11 protein-coding genes and 1 pseudogene are annotated in these 12,891 nt (G+C 72.0%); 3 read left to right on the top strand and 9 right to left on the bottom strand.

What is annotated here, in order from left to right; translation table 11 throughout:
- Positions 1-9 precede the first annotated feature (9 nt).
- From hpt to dacB, 4 genes are all read right to left on the bottom strand, one after another.
- Complete coding sequence (hpt, locus tag ABZ716_RS18295) at positions 10-570, bottom strand: hypoxanthine phosphoribosyltransferase (RefSeq protein ID WP_267034220.1); 561 nt, start codon at positions 568-570, stop codon at positions 10-12.
- Between the two features lie 66 nt (positions 571-636).
- The gene (gene tilS, locus ABZ716_RS18290) at positions 637-1,695 is read right to left on the bottom strand and encodes a tRNA lysidine(34) synthetase TilS (RefSeq protein WP_358809482.1); all 1,059 of its coding nucleotides are present in this window, start codon (positions 1,693-1,695) and stop codon (positions 637-639) included.
- 189 nt (positions 1,696-1,884) lie between these two features.
- Positions 1,885-3,033 carry a zinc-dependent metalloprotease gene (locus ABZ716_RS18285; RefSeq protein ID WP_358960037.1) on the bottom strand — a complete coding sequence of 383 codons (1,149 nt, stop codon included), beginning with the start codon at positions 3,031-3,033 and terminating at the stop codon, positions 1,885-1,887.
- 46 nt (positions 3,034-3,079) lie between these two features.
- Entirely contained in the window at positions 3,080-4,489 is a 1,410-nt protein-coding gene (dacB, locus tag ABZ716_RS18280; RefSeq protein WP_358809484.1) for a D-alanyl-D-alanine carboxypeptidase/D-alanyl-D-alanine-endopeptidase, read from the bottom strand.
- Between the two features lie 181 nt (positions 4,490-4,670).
- Here dacB and ABZ716_RS18275 point away from each other — a divergent pair, with 181 nt between their 5' ends.
- Together ABZ716_RS18275 and ABZ716_RS18270 are read left to right on the top strand one after the other, a co-directional pair.
- Positions 4,671-5,165 carry an inorganic diphosphatase gene (locus ABZ716_RS18275; RefSeq protein WP_030031597.1) on the top strand — a complete coding sequence of 165 codons (495 nt, stop codon included), beginning with the start codon at positions 4,671-4,673 and terminating at the stop codon, positions 5,163-5,165.
- A 204-nt stretch (positions 5,166-5,369) separates the two neighbouring features.
- A complete protein-coding gene (locus ABZ716_RS18270; protein WP_358809485.1) occupies positions 5,370-7,010 on the top strand; it encodes a threonine/serine exporter family protein in 1,641 nt (546 codons plus the stop codon).
- A 174-nt stretch (positions 7,011-7,184) separates the two neighbouring features.
- Here ABZ716_RS18270 and ABZ716_RS18265 read toward each other — a convergent pair.
- From ABZ716_RS18265 to ABZ716_RS18245, 5 genes and pseudogenes are all read right to left on the bottom strand, one after another.
- Positions 7,185-7,829, bottom strand: a pseudogene (locus tag ABZ716_RS18265) (VTT domain-containing protein); the annotation flags it as partial.
- A 133-nt stretch (positions 7,830-7,962) separates the two neighbouring features.
- Positions 7,963-8,721, bottom strand: a complete 759-nt coding sequence (locus ABZ716_RS18260; RefSeq protein ID WP_358960035.1) for a MerR family transcriptional regulator — start codon at positions 8,719-8,721, stop codon at positions 7,963-7,965.
- A 145-nt stretch (positions 8,722-8,866) separates the two neighbouring features.
- Positions 8,867-9,379 (bottom strand): DinB family protein, encoded by a 513-nt coding sequence (locus ABZ716_RS18255; protein WP_358809487.1) that lies wholly within the window; start codon positions 9,377-9,379, stop codon positions 8,867-8,869.
- 97 nt (positions 9,380-9,476) lie between these two features.
- Positions 9,477-10,934 (bottom strand): aldehyde dehydrogenase family protein, encoded by a 1,458-nt coding sequence (locus ABZ716_RS18250; RefSeq protein WP_358960032.1) that lies wholly within the window; start codon positions 10,932-10,934, stop codon positions 9,477-9,479.
- Positions 10,935-11,026: 92 nt separating this feature from the next.
- Positions 11,027-11,905, bottom strand: a complete 879-nt coding sequence (locus ABZ716_RS18245) for a helix-turn-helix transcriptional regulator (RefSeq protein WP_358809489.1) — start codon at positions 11,903-11,905, stop codon at positions 11,027-11,029.
- Positions 11,906-12,266: 361 nt separating this feature from the next.
- Here ABZ716_RS18245 and ABZ716_RS18240 point away from each other — a divergent pair, with 361 nt between their 5' ends.
- Positions 12,267-12,761: an ATP-binding protein gene (locus ABZ716_RS18240; RefSeq protein ID WP_351889654.1), complete on the top strand. Its 495-nt coding sequence runs from the start codon at positions 12,267-12,269 to the stop codon at positions 12,759-12,761.
- The last annotated feature ends 130 nt before the right edge of the window (positions 12,762-12,891 follow it).

The following is a 12,891-nucleotide window of genomic DNA, read 5'->3' as shown; positions in this document are numbered from 1 at the left end:
GAAAGGGGTTCAGCCGCCGTACACGTGGGGGGCGAGCGTGCCGACGAACGGCAGGTTGCGGTACTTCTCCGCGTAGTCGAGGCCGTAGCCGACGACGAACTCGTTGGGGATGTCGAAGCCGACCCACTCGACGTCGATGGCGACCTTGGCGGCCTCGGGCTTGCGCAGCAGCGTGACGACCTTGAGGGAGGCCGGCTGGCGGGAGCCCAGGTTCGACAGCAGCCAGGACAGGGTCAGGCCGGAGTCGATGATGTCCTCGACGATCAGGACGTGCTTGTCCTTGATGTCGGTGTCCAGGTCCTTGAGGATCCGCACCACGCCCGAGGACTGGGTCCCGGCGCCGTACGAGGACACCGCCATCCAGTCCATGGTGAGCGGGGTGGACAAGGCACGCGCCAGGTCCGCCATCACCATCACGGCGCCCTTGAGCACACCGACGATGAGCAGGTCCTTGCCCGCGTACTCCGCGTCGATCTTCGCGGCCAGCTCGGCCAGCTTCGCGTCGATCTCTTCCTTGGTGATGAGCACCGACTGGAGGTCGCTGCCCATGTCCTTCTCGTCCACCCGCATCACTTTCGTTGTCGGCCGGGGCTCCGGGGGGTGCCCCCGGAGGACTCAGCCGTGTTTCAGCACCAATCAGCCCTGCCGGATGACAAGTCTGCCACCCTGCCGCTGGGCCTCGACGCGGCCGGGCAGGTTGATGGCCCCCTGGCCGCGCCATCCGGTGATGAGCCGGTCGACTTCCTCGATGTGGCGGGCGAAGAGGGAGCCGGCGGGCGAGCCCGCCGCGACCACGGCCCGGCGCAGCACCCGGCGGCGCACGGCGGGCGGCAGGGCGTACAGCTTGGCGCACTCCAGGCGGCCGTCCTCGTCGCGTACGCCGGCCTCGGCGTCGGCGGCCCAGGCGTCGAGCGCGTCGGCGTCGTCCCGGGAGAGCTGGGCGGTGCGGGCGAGCGCCTCCACGACCCCCTTGCCGAGCGCCTTCTCCAGGGCGGGCAGTCCCTCGTGGCGCAGCCGGGAGCGGGTGTAGGCGGGGTCCATGTTGTGCGGGTCGTCCCAGACGGGGAGGGACTGGACCATGCACGCCTTGCGGGCGGTCTGCCGGTCGATGTGGAGGAAGGGGCGGCGGTAGCGCTTGGTGCGGCCGGGGCCTCCGGAGACCTCGGCCATGCCGGACAGCGAGCGGATGCCGGAGCCGCGGGCGAGGCCCAGCAGGACGGTTTCCGCCTGGTCGTCACGGGTGTGGCCGAGCAGCACGGCGGCGGCGCCGAGCCGGTCGGCGGCCTCGTCCAGGGCGGCGTAGCGGGCGTCGCGGGCGGCGGCCTCGGGTCCGCCGTCGCGGCCGACACGCACGGCGACGGACTCCACCGGGTCGAGGCGGAGCGCGGTCATGCGGCTGACGACCTCCGCGGCGCGCAGGTCGGAGCCGGCCTGGAGGCCGTGGTCGATGGTGATGCCGCCGGCCCGGACGCCGAGCTTGGGGGCTTCGAAGGCGAGGGCGGAGGCGAGTGCCATGGAGTCCGCGCCGCCGGAGCAGGCGACGAGGACGAGCGGCCGGGGGCCGGCCGCGCTGCGGGGCGCCGCGACGAGGGGGGCAGCCGCGGTGCGGGGGAGTTCGGTCAGGTCGGTGAGGACGTCGTGGAGTACGCGGCGGACCGCCAGGCGTATCGCCGCGACCGCAGGATGGGGACCCATGTCCGGTGCCCTTCGTGGAGATTCGGATGCTCGGAGGCTTCGGGGTGTAGCGCGCGGGTGGTCACTCAGAGTGCGTCGATGGTGACAGAAGCGAGCCGTTCCCCGAGCATCGCACGCCCTTCCACGACTCACGGTCCCTCGGAAGGGTGATGCTGCTTCCCCCAGTGGGACAGGTTTACGCCTCCCGCGTCACCCTTCTTCGCGCCCCGCGCTCCCCCTGCGGTGCATCCGCGCCACCCACTCCGCGGGCTTGGCGATCTCCGACCGGGTCGGCAGCGTGTTCGGCGAGGTCCACACGCGGTTGAAGCCCTCGACGCCGACCTCGCCGACGACGGCGCGGACGAACCGCTCCCCGTCGCGGTACTGGCGCAGCTTGGCGTCGAGGCCGAGCAGCTTGCGCAGGGCGGCGTCGAGGCGGCCGGCGCCCCTGGCCCGGCGCTGCTGGAACTTCTCGCGGATCTCGGCGACGGAGGGCACCACATCGGGGCCGACGCCGTCCATGACGAAGTCGGCGTGGCCCTCCAGCAGGGACATCACGGCGGTGAGCCGGCCGAGGACCTCGCGCTGTTCGCGGGTCTGGACGAGCTCGACGAAGGAGTGGGGCTCGTCGTCGCGCTCGCCGTCGCCGCGGGCGCCGGCGAAGGACTGGACGGCCTCGCGCAGCCGCTCCAGGAGGGCGCCGGGTTCGATCTCGGTGGCGCCGAGGAAGGCGTGGATCTCCCCCTCCAGGTGGGCGCGCAGCCAGGGCACGGCGGTGAACTGGGTGCGGTGGGTCTCCTCGTGCAGGCAGACCCAGAGCCGGAAGTCGTGGGGGCTGACCTCCAGGTCCCGTTCCACCTGGACGATGTTGGGCGCGACGAGCAGCAGCCGGCCGCCGGTGGCGGGGTCGCCGGGCAGGTCGGCGGCGACGGGCGCGAAGGTCTCGTACTGGCCGAGGACCCGGGAGGCCAGGAAGCTGAGCAGCATCCCCAGCTCGACGCCGGTGACCTTGCCGCCGACGGACCCGAGGACGGCGCCGCCGGGGCCGCTGCCGCGCCGCTCCTGCATCTTGGCCAGCAGCGGGCCGAGCAGCTCGCGGAAGCCGGCGACATTGGCCCGGATCCAGCCGGCCCGGTCCACCACGAGGACGGGGGTGTCGGGTCCGGGGGTGGCGCCGTCGGGCATCATCCGGGTGAACGCGCGCACGTGCTCCTCGGAGGTCCTGGCGTGCCGGCGCAGCTCCGCCACCACGGCCCGGGCCTCGTCACGGCTGACCTCCGGACCCGGCCGTACCAGGCGGGTCGCGGTCGCGACCGCGAGGTTCCAGTCGACCATCTCCGCACCACCGATGCTCGTCATGCGTCAACGGTACGTGGGCCGGCGCCGCGGCGGAGCCCCCTGGCGGTCAGGGGGTGGAAGCGACGGCGGCGGCCAGCTTGTCGAGGCCCTTCTCGGCGGCGGACCCGTCGGGGGCGTTCGCGGTGAGGAAGGCGAAGGCCACGAGCCGCCCGGACGGGGCGACGACGGTCCCGGCGAGGGAGTTCACGCCGGTCAGGGTGCCCGTCTTGGCCCGGAGCAGGCCGGCGGCGGGGGAGGTGCCGGCGTTGCGGGTGCGCAGGGTGCCGGTGAAGCCGGCGACGGGCAGTCCGGTGAGGACGGGCCGCAGCTCCGGGTGGCCGGGGCCGGCGGCCTTGGCGAGGAGGCCCGTCAGGAGGCGGGCGCTGACCTTGTCGGCCCGGTTCAGGCCGCTGCCGTCGGCGAAGCGGGAGCCGGTGAGGTCGACGCCGAGGGAGGCGAGGCGTTCGGTGACGGCCTGTCCGGCCCCGTCGAAGCCGGCGGGCTTGCCGGAGGCGAGGGCGGTCTGGCGGGCGAGGGCCTCGGCGATGTCGTTGTCGCTGTTGGTCAGCATCCGCTCGACCAGCCCGGCGAGGGGGGTGGAGAGGGTGGTGGCCAGCGGCCGGGCGTCGGGGGCGGCCTTGGCGGGGGCTGGTTCGCCCGTGACCTTGATGCCGCGGTCGCGCAGCAGGGCGGCGAAGGCGCGGGCGGTGTCCCCGGAGGGGTCCTCGCTGCGTTCGACGGGGCCGGCGGTGGAGTCGTCGGGGCGGCCCTCGTCTGCGGTGAGGGCGGTGACGGGGGCGAGGTTGTCGTTGCGGCCGATGGGGTGGCGGACGGGGCCCGAGTAGAGGGTGTCGTCGTAGCCGAGGGTCACGGTGTCGGTGGAGGCGGCCTTGAGGGCCCGGGCGGTGTCGGCGGCGAGGGCGACGAGGCTGCCGCCGGAGCCGGCCGGGCTCTTCTTCTTCGCGGTCAGCGAGGGGTCGCCGCCGCCGACCAGGACGATCTGGCCGGCGCCGGGCCCGGGGGTCACCGTGGTGCGGATGCGGTACTCGGGGCCGAGAGCGGCCAGGGCGGCGCTCGCGGTGGCGATCTTGACGGTGGAGGCGGGGGTCAGGGGCTCGGCGGCCCCGGACTCGTACAGCACCTGCCCGGTGACGGCGTCGACCACGCTGGCCCCGCGCACGGTCCCGAGGGCGGGGTCGGCGAGCAGCGGTCCGAGCACCCCGGCGAGGGCGGCGGAGGGGGCGTCGCCGCGCGGGGCGATGCCCTGGAGCACGCCCGGGGCGCTCGGCGCGGCCTGGGGGAGCGAACCGGCCGCGTGATCTGCGCCACCCGTCCGGCTCCAGGAGGCGGCGCGGTCACGCTCGGCCTTACGCTGGCCGGAGTCCCAGGGGCCGGCGGAGGCCACGGCTGCCGCCGACAGGGCGAGGCCGGCCACGGCCGACCCCGCGATGAGCTGCCACGTCTTGACCAATGGCACCTCGGACCAGCCCCTTTCGCGATCACACATATGCGTGAGGGACACTTAACCACTGCGTCTTGCCGCGAGCATGGCACCCACCCCAGGGATGGGCCGGACGCGCACGCTTTTGAATCAAAAAGCCATCTCGGAGCAGTCAAGCTCCGGCACCGGGCCGGAGCTGATCATGGAGGAGCAGGACGTGGAGTTCGACGTCACCATCGAGATCCCCAAGGGTTCGCGGAACAAGTACGAGGTGGACCACGAGACCGGCCGGATCCGTCTGGACCGTCGCCTCTTCACCTCGACCAGCTACCCGGCGGACTACGGCTTCGTCGAGAACACCCTCGGCGAGGACGGCGACCCGCTGGACGCGCTGGTCATCCTGGACGAGCCCACCTTCCCGGGCTGCCTGATCAAGTGCCGCGCCATCGGCATGTTCCGCATGACGGACGAGGCGGGCGGCGACGACAAGCTGCTGTGCGTGCCGGCCTCGGACCCGCGCGTGGAGCACCTGCGCGACATCCACCACGTGTCGGAGTTCGACCGCCTGGAGATCCAGCACTTCTTCGAGGTCTACAAGGACCTGGAGCCGGGCAAGTCGGTCGAGGGCGCCAACTGGGTGGGCCGCGCCGAGGCCGAGGCCGAGATCGAGGCTTCGTACAAGCGCCTGGAGGCCCAGGGCGGCCACCACTGAGCTCGGCTCGACAGCCGGCTGAGTACCGCCTGAAGGTACGGCTCGCAGGTACCGCTTGAAGCCCAGCGGGCGGCTCCCCCACACCGGGGGCGCCGCCCGCTGCGGCGTTTCCGGGGGCGCCGGGGAGCCCTCAGCGGGCGGTGTCGCCACGGAGTAATCGATTCCGCATACTGATACCGCCGGTGATCAAGGGTGGGAGGGTGCGTGGCGGAGGCCGAAGGGCACGGTCCGGAGGACCGGAAGCCGAAGTCCGACGAGGCGCACAGCGCCTTCACCCCGCCGCCCGGCACGCGGCCCGAGCTCCCGGACGAGGACCAGGCCACCTCCGAGTTCGCCCGCCCCGAGGGGCTGCCCGCCGCGCCCGCCGGCCCCGAGGGCTCCGCCTTCGCCGCCCCGGCCACCTACAGCGCCCAGCACTCCCCGCCCGCCTACACCCCGCCCGCCGCCCCGGTCTTCCCCGCCTCCTCCCCCTGGCAGGACCGGATGCGCACGATGCTGCGCATGCCCGTGGACGTCCGCCCGGTGCCCGAGGCCGCGCAGCGCCCCCCCGAGGCCGGCCCGGCCGTGGGGCGCGTCCTCGACCTCACCCTGCGCATCGGCGAACTGCTCCTGGCGGGCGGAGAGGGCGCGGAGGACGTGGAGGCGGCGATGTTCGCCGTGGCCAGCTCGTACGGACTGGACCGCGCCGAGCCGACCGTCACGTTCACCCTGCTGTCCATCACCCACCAGCCCTCCCTGGTCGGCAACCCGGTCTCCGCGAGCCGTACCGTGCGCCGCCGGGGCACCGACTACACCCGCCTCGCCGCCGTCTTCCGGCTGGTGGACGACATCAGCTCCCCCGAGGTGGAGATCTCCCTGGAGGAGGCGTACCGCCGCCTCGCCGTGATCCGCCGCAACCGCCACCCGTACCCCACCTGGGTGCTCACCGCCGCCGCCGGACTGCTCGCGGGGGCCGCCTCGGTCCTGGTCGGCGGCGGGGTGACGGTGTTCTTCTGCGCCGCCCTCGGCGCCGTCCTCGGCGACCGGCTGGCCTGGTACTTCGCCGACCGGGGGCTGCCGGAGTTCTACCAGTTCGTGGTCGCCGCGATGCCCCCGGCGGCGATCGGGGTGGCCCTGAAGCTCGCCGAGATCGACGTCCGCGCCTCCGCCGTGATCACCGGCGGCCTGTTCGCCCTGCTGCCCGGGCGGGCCCTGGTCGCCGCCGTGCAGGACGGACTGACCGGCTTCTACATCACCGCCTCCGCCCGGCTGCTGGAGGTCATGTACCTCTTCATCGGGATCATCATCGGCGTCCTCGTGGTGATCTACGTGGGCCTCCAGTTCGGCGCCTCGCCCAACCCCGACGAGGTCCTCCAGATCCCGCACCGGCCGGTGCTGCAGACCCTGGCCTCGATGGTGCTGGTGTTCACCTTCGCGATCCTGCTCCAGCAGGAGCGCTCCACGGTGTGGATCGTCACCCTGAACGGCGGGGTCGCCTGGGTCACCTTCGGCGCGCTGCGGGCCGCCGGCCTGCCTCCGGTGCCGTCGACGGCCATCGCGGCCGGGCTGGTGGGCCTGTTCGGGCAGCTCTTCTCCCGCTACCGGTTCGCCTCGGCCCTGCCGTACGTGACGGCCGCCATCGGCCCGCTGCTGCCGGGGTCGGCGACGTACTTCGGGCTGCTGTCGATCGCCGAGAACCGGCTCGACAAGGGGATGGCCTCGCTCACCACCGCCGCCGCGATCGCCCTCGCCATCGCGATCGGCGTCAACCTGGGCTCGGAGGGCTCGCGGCTGTTCATGCGGATCCCGGGGGCGCGCACCGCCGCCAAGCGCCGGGCCGCGGCCAAGCGCACCCGCGGCTTCTGAGGCCCCTCGGGGAGCCGGTACGCGTACGCCCCGGGGACGGACCGTCTCCGGGGCGTACGAGGGCGTACAGGGGGGCGCAGGGGGTGTCCGTGCGCGCCCGTGGCGTCAGCGCTTGGCGTGGCGGCCGCGCGGGCCGGGGGCCGGGGGCTGCTCCTCCATCGGGTAGCCGGGCTGCGCCGGGGCCAGGGCGGCGGCCTTCTTGGCCTTCCGGGCCTTCAGCACCTCGAAGATCACCGGAATGACGGAGATCAGCACGATGACGATGAAGATCGCCTCGATGTTGTTCTTGATGACGTCGAACCGGCCCAGCTGGTAGCCGAGGCAGGTGACGCCCGCGCCCCACGCGACACCGCCGATGACGTTGTACGTCAGGAAGGTGCGGTACTTCATCGCGCCGGCGCCCGCGACCATCGGGGCGAAGGTGCGGATGATGGGCACGAACCGGGCGAGCACGATCGCCTTCGGCCCGTGCTTCTCCATGAAGTCGTGCGCCGCGTCGAGGTTCTCCCGCTTGAAGACCTTGCTGTTGGGCCGGTTGAACAGCTTCGGCCCGAAGAACTTGCCGATCAGGTAGCCCACCTGGTCGCCGATGATCGCGGCGGCCGCGATCAGCGTGCACACCAGCCACAGCGGCTGGCTGATGTTGCCGCTGGCGGTGAACAGGCCCGCCGTGAACAGCAGGGAGTCCCCGGGCAGGAAGGCGAAGAGACCGGATTCCGCGAAGACGATGACCAGGATGCCGATCAGGCCGAACTGGCCGATCAGGTAATCCGGTGACAGCCACTCGGGGGCGAGGGCAAGCGTGTAGAGGGGTTCCACGTTTCCGGGCTCCTGGATCAGCAGGGGGACGTCTGCGGTGGGGGACGCGACGATGCAGGCGGTCTCAATTATGAACGCACACCGCCCCCACCGGGTTCCAGGGACCGGAGGGGGCGGTGTGGTACGGGGACCGCTAGGAGTTGCGCACCGCGTTGGCGGTGATCGAGTCCCGCAGGTGCTCGGCCACGCCCTCGCCCATACCGTCGTAGAACGCCTTGAACCGCTCGTCGGCGACGTACATCCCGCCCAGGCCCGTGTGCATCTCGTACGGGCAGTCGTAGTACCACCGGCAGATGTGCCGGCGGTGCTCCTCGGCCATGTCCATGGCCGCCTCGCCCCCGGCGGGCTCGCCGGCCGCCACCAGGGCCGCGTACCGGGCGCCCCAGCCGGCGACCTCGTCCTGGATCCGCTGCCAGTCCGCCTTGGTGTACGAGGCCGTCCGGCGCTGGGACTCGGCGTACGCCTCCGTCCCGCCCCAGCGGCGCTCGGCCTCCTCGGCGTACTGCTCCGGGTCCTTGTCCCCGAACACCTCGAACCTCTCCTCGGGCGTGAGGTCGATGCCCATCTTCTTCGCCTCCATGGCGTGCTCCACGGCCTTGGCCATCTGCTGGAGCCGTGCGATCCGGTCGGTGAGGAGCGCGTGCTGCCGGCGCAGGTGCTCCCTCGGGTCCGAACGCGGGTCGTCCAGCAGGACCGCGACCTCGTCGAGCGGGAAGCCGAGCTCCCGGTAGAACAGGATCCGCTGCAGCCGGTCCAGGTCGGCGTCGTCGTAACGCCGGTGGCCCGCGCCGCTGCGGCCGCTCGGGGAGAGCAGTCCGATCTCGTCGTAGTGGTGCAGGGTGCGCACCGTCACTCCGGCGAAACCGGCGACCTGGCCCACGGAGTAGCCCATCGCTTCCGCTCCTTCGGTTGGGTACGCCCCTCACTGTGGTTCCTCACGCCACGTGAGGTGCAAGTCCCTTTTCCGGGAGACGCCGGGAGACGCCGGGAGACCCCGGGAGCCGCCGGGAACCGCTGAAAGCCGTTGGAGCCCGGGCTCAGCCCATCGCCTTGGTGCCGTCGATGGTCTCGCGGATGATGTCGGCGTGGCCCGCGTGCCGGGCGAACTCGCGGACCAGGTGCAGCAGCATCCAGCGCATCGAGACCGTGGCGTCCTGGGGGAACCAGGGGGCCGGCGGCAGCGGGAAGGTGTCGTCCAGGCTCGGAACCGCCTCGATGAAGTCGGTCAGCTGCTCCTGGACGGTGTCCCAGAACGCCAGGGCGGAGGCGAGGGTCTCCCCCTCCGCCAGCCGGAAGCCCTCGTGCCAGTTCTCGGGCGACCGCCGGTTCTCGTTCGGCTTCTGCTGGGCCAGCCGCAGCCAGTTGAGCTCGACCTCCGCCGCGTGCTTGACCAGCCCCGACAGCGACAGCTCGCTCGCGGTGGGCCGGCTCGCGGCCTGCTCCTCCGTCACGCCCGACGCCGCGCGGCGCAGGGCCTCGCGCTGGTCCTCGACGAAGAGCAGCAGGGTGCCGCGCTCGTCTCCCGCGACTTCCTGGGTGGGGTGTGCCATGACCGACCGCCTTTGCCGTGGTGGTGTGCGGGGTGTTCCCCGCCGACTTCCACCACCGTACGAACCAATGAGGTCAGCCCCTGTCCTTGATGGGGCCCTAGAACGGGAAAGTCGTCCGCCCGTGCTGGATGGAGATCCACTTCTGGGTGGTGAAGGCTTCCACGGTGGCCTCGCCCCCGAGCCGGCCGAGCCCCGAGTCCTTCTCCCCGCCGAAGGCCGTCAGCGGCTCGTCGGCGATGGTGGAGTCGTTGACGTGGATCATCCCGGTCTGGACCCGCTGCGCGAAGCGGACCCCGCGCTCCACGTCGCGGGTGTGCACCGCGCCGCTGAGCCCGTACGGGGTGGCGTTGGCCAGGCGCACGGCCTCGTCCTCGCCGTCGAAGACCACCAGCAGGGCGACGGGCCCGAAGATCTCCTGTCCCAGCAGCGGGGAGTCCTCGGGGAGACCGGCCAGCACGGTCGGCTCGACCAGGTTGCCGCGCGTAGAACCCCGTACGAGGGCCCGCGCTCCGGACGCGACGGCGCGGTCCACGAGGGCGGTCAGGGCATCGGCCTGGAAGGAGTTGATCAGCGGGCCGATATGGGTGTCGGCCTCGCGCGGGTCGCCCGCCTTCAGGGCGCGGACCCGGGCGGTGAACTTCTCGGTGAACTCCTCGGCCACGGAGGCGTCCACGAGGATCCGGTTGGCCGCCATGCAGACCTGGCCCTGGAAGACGAACCGGCTGAAGACGGCCGCGTCCACCGCGTAGTCCACGTCGGCGTCGTCCAGGACGACCAGGGCGCTGTTGCCGCTGAGCTCCAGGACGGTCCGCTTGAAGTGACGGGCGGCGACCGCGCCCACGTGCCGTCCGGTGCGGTCGGAGCCGGCGAAGGAGATGACCTTCGGGACGGGGTGGGTGAGGATCGCGTCGCCGATCTCGGCGATGTCGGTGACCAGCACGTTGAGGAGGCCGGCCGGCAGGCGCGCGTCCTCGAAGATCTTGGCGATGACGCCGCCGCCGGAGACCGGGGCGTTCTGGTTCGGCTTGATGACCACGGCGTTGCCGAGCGCCAGCGCCGGGGCGACCGACTTCAGGGTCACCAGCAGCGGGAAGTTGAAGGGGCTGATCACGGCGACGACCCCGACCGGCAGGCGCTGGACCCGGTTCTCCTTGCCCGCGACCGGCGAGGGCAGGATGCGGCCCTCGGGGCGGACGGCCAGCTGGATCGCCTCGCGCAGGAACTCCATCGCGAGGTGGACCTCGTACTCGGCCTTGGGACGGGTCCCGCCGAGCTCGTCGATCATCACCTCGACGATCTCCTTCTGGCGCTCCTCCGTGATCCGCAGGGCGCGCTCCAGGACCGCGCGTCTCGCGTAGGGGCTGGAGGCGGCCCAGTCGCGCTGGGCCCGCTCGGCCGCGCGGTAGGCGCGGTCGACCTGGTCGACGGTGGCCACGGTGATGGCCGCGAGCTTCTCCCCGTTGTAGGGGTTGACGTCGATGATGTCCCACGAGCCGGTGCCGGGCAGCCATTCGCCGTCTATGTACTGGTGAGCCAGGTCGGTGAATATGGACATGCCATCCCTTACTGCGAGCGCGCACCCCTGCGCTGCACCGGAGACCGATCGTTCGTCGTCAAGCTCTGATCAGACGTCATAGTACGTGCGGTTCAAGACAGTTGGAGCAGTCCGCGCAAGAGGTCACGGGTCTGTCCGGGGTCGGGGCAGTCCGCCTGGAGCCGTTCCATCGCCCGTGCGTACTGCCCCACTTCCTCGTCCTTGTCCAGGTAGAGGGCACTGGTGAGCTGTTCCAGATAGACGATGTCCTGGAGGTCGGACTCGGGGAAGCGCAGCAGGGTGAAGGCACCGCTCTCACCGGCGTGGCCGCCGAAGGAGAACGGCATCACCTGGAGCTGCACGTTGGGCCGCTGGCTGATCTCGATCAGGTGCTCCAGCTGGCCCCGCATCACCTCGCGGTCCCCGTACGGGCGGCGCAGTGCGGCCTCGTCCAGGACGGCGTGGAAGACGGGGGCGTTCTCGGAGACGAGGACCTTCTGGCGCTCCAGGCGCAGCGCGACGCGGCGGTCGATCTCGGCGGCCGAGGCGGTCGGCATACCGCGCTTGACGACGGCCTGGGCGTACGCCTCGGTCTGCAGGAGCCCGTGGACGAACTGGACCTCGTAGATACGGATGAGGGAGGCGGCGCCCTCCAGGCCGATGTAGGTCTGGAACCACCCGGGGAGCACGTCGCCGTAACTGTGCCACCAACCGGCCGCGTTGGCCTCGCGGACCAGCCCCAGCAGGGACTCGCGCTCCGCGCCGTCGGTGACCCCGTAGAGGGTCAGGAGGTCTTCTACGTCCCTGGCCTTGAAGCTCACCCTTCCCAACTCCAAGCGGCTGATCTTCGATTCGGATGCGCGGATCGAGTAGCCGGCCGCCTCACGGGTGATGCCGCGGGATTCTCGGAGTCGCCTGAGCTGTGAGCCCAGGAGGATGCGGCGCACCACAGAACCGCTGGCTTCTGCGGTCACTAGTCCTGCCCTCCCCATCGCAATGGTGTGCGCGTGGTGTGCGCGTGCCTCGGCGGGGCCCCCGTACCCCGGTGCCGCAGTCTGCCACCAAAACGCATCGGCCCGTACTCGTTCTGTAACGGAATCCGCCGCCCCGGAAAAGAAGTCCGTCAGGAGACGTAGGAAGAAATGAGCAAGAACCGTCACGGGAGCGGACAGGTCCGGCGCGTGCACGTGCATCTGCCCTTGCATCCGGCTGCGGCTTTCGGAACGATGGTGCCGCGCACCTGCGTGCCCTTCGCGCCGGCGCCGGACCCACCCCGCAGTTCTCTTTGGCCGAAGCCGACCGCTTCGTCCGCGAATCCCGGGAGTGCCTCGCATGGGGACGATTGGATCGGTCATGCTCGAGCCGTTACGGCAGGGGCTGCCCCCGGTCGATCCCACGGCTGTCTCCGGGTCCGCCTCCTGTGCCCTGCCGGCCCGCTTCGAAGCGGTGCGGGGCGCCCGCTCCTTCACCCGGTCGACCCTGTCGCGGTGGGGCCTGGACGAGCGCTTCGACGATGTCGCCCTGGTGGTCTCCGAACTCGTCACCAACGCGCTGCGGCACGCCCTGCCCGACGACGCGCGGCCCTGCGGGGGCGAGCAGCCGGAGTCGGCGGCGGTACGGCTGCACCTGATGCGGTGGAGCACGCGGCTGGTGTGCGCGGTGCGGGACCCGAGCGAGGACCGGCCGGGGGGCTCGTTCGCGCCGGAGCGCACGGAGGAGAACTGCGACCTGGAGTCGGGGCGCGGACTGTTCCTGGTGGACTCCTACAGCGACAGCTGGGGCTGGCACCCGCTCGCCGGGAGGCTCACCGGCAAGGTGGTCTGGGCGCTGTTCCTGCTGCAGGACTGACGGCGGCACACGACCGGCCGGGCCTGATCCTTTCGATCAGTCCCGGCCGGTGCACGTGCATGGCCTGATCTTCGCGGTGTGCGTTCGCGCCGTTCCGTTCGCGCCGTCCGTCCGCGCCGTCCGTCCGCGC

Origin of the sequence: Streptomyces sp. NPDC006687 (assembly GCF_040636215.1) — a bacterium.
Lineage (GTDB): Bacteria > Actinomycetota > Actinomycetes > Streptomycetales > Streptomycetaceae > Streptomyces.
Note: the sequence above shows the minus strand (reverse complement) of the source record. Positions and strands in the feature narration are given on the sequence as shown.